Annotated in this window: 1 protein-coding gene; it reads left to right on the forward strand. The window is 61.4% G+C overall.

What is annotated here, in order from left to right; translation table 11 throughout:
- Positions 1-237 precede the first annotated feature (237 nt).
- Positions 238-733, forward strand: a 496-nt coding sequence (locus tag EOA28_RS37560) for an NAD-dependent epimerase/dehydratase family protein (protein ID WP_148671202.1), incomplete at its 3' end; no start/stop codon positions are given.

Raw genomic sequence — 733 nt, forward strand, 5'->3', positions numbered from 1 at the left:
TAACGATGCCGGATCGTGGCCTATTCCCGGCTGTTTGAAGCAGATTTGTTTCAGTACGATGCCTCGGACGGGAGGAACTGTTACCGACTTAACGTTAGAGGGAGGCCAATGCATATCGCCCAAACGTGTACAGCGGTTTTGGGGGAACGACATGGACTTTAACGGGCTTGCGGCGGGGTTTCCAGCACGGTGGCTGTTGAGACAGTTTCCGATAAATCTTGATCAGCGAGGTAGAAGATGACGGTTTTGGTGACGGGCGGTGCCGGTTATATCGGCAGCCATATGGTCTGGGAGTTGCTGGACGCCGGCGAGAGTGTCGTGGTGCTCGACCGGCTTTCCACCGGCTTCGAATGGGCGGTGGCCCCGGAAGCAAAGCTCGTCGTCGGCGACGTCGCCGACCGAGACCTGGTCGGCCGGATCATCCGCGAAAACAAGGTCGACGCCATCATCCACTTCGCCGGCTCGATCGTGGTGCCGGAATCGGTCGCCGATCCGCTCGGCTATTACGAGAACAACACCTGCAAGACCCGCACGCTGATCGAGACGGCCGTCCGCGAGGGCGTGCCGCATTTCATCTTCTCTTCCACCGCCGCCGTCTATGGCGGCGCCGGGCTGGAGCCGGTGCGCGAGGATGCGCGGCTTGCGCCGGAATCGCCCTATGGCCTCTCCAAGCTGATGAGCGAATGGATGCTGCGCGACGCCGCGCTGGCGCACGACATCCGTTACACGGCTG

The organism is Mesorhizobium sp. M2A.F.Ca.ET.067.02.1.1, assembly GCF_004023285.1.
Lineage (GTDB): Bacteria > Pseudomonadota > Alphaproteobacteria > Rhizobiales > Rhizobiaceae > Mesorhizobium.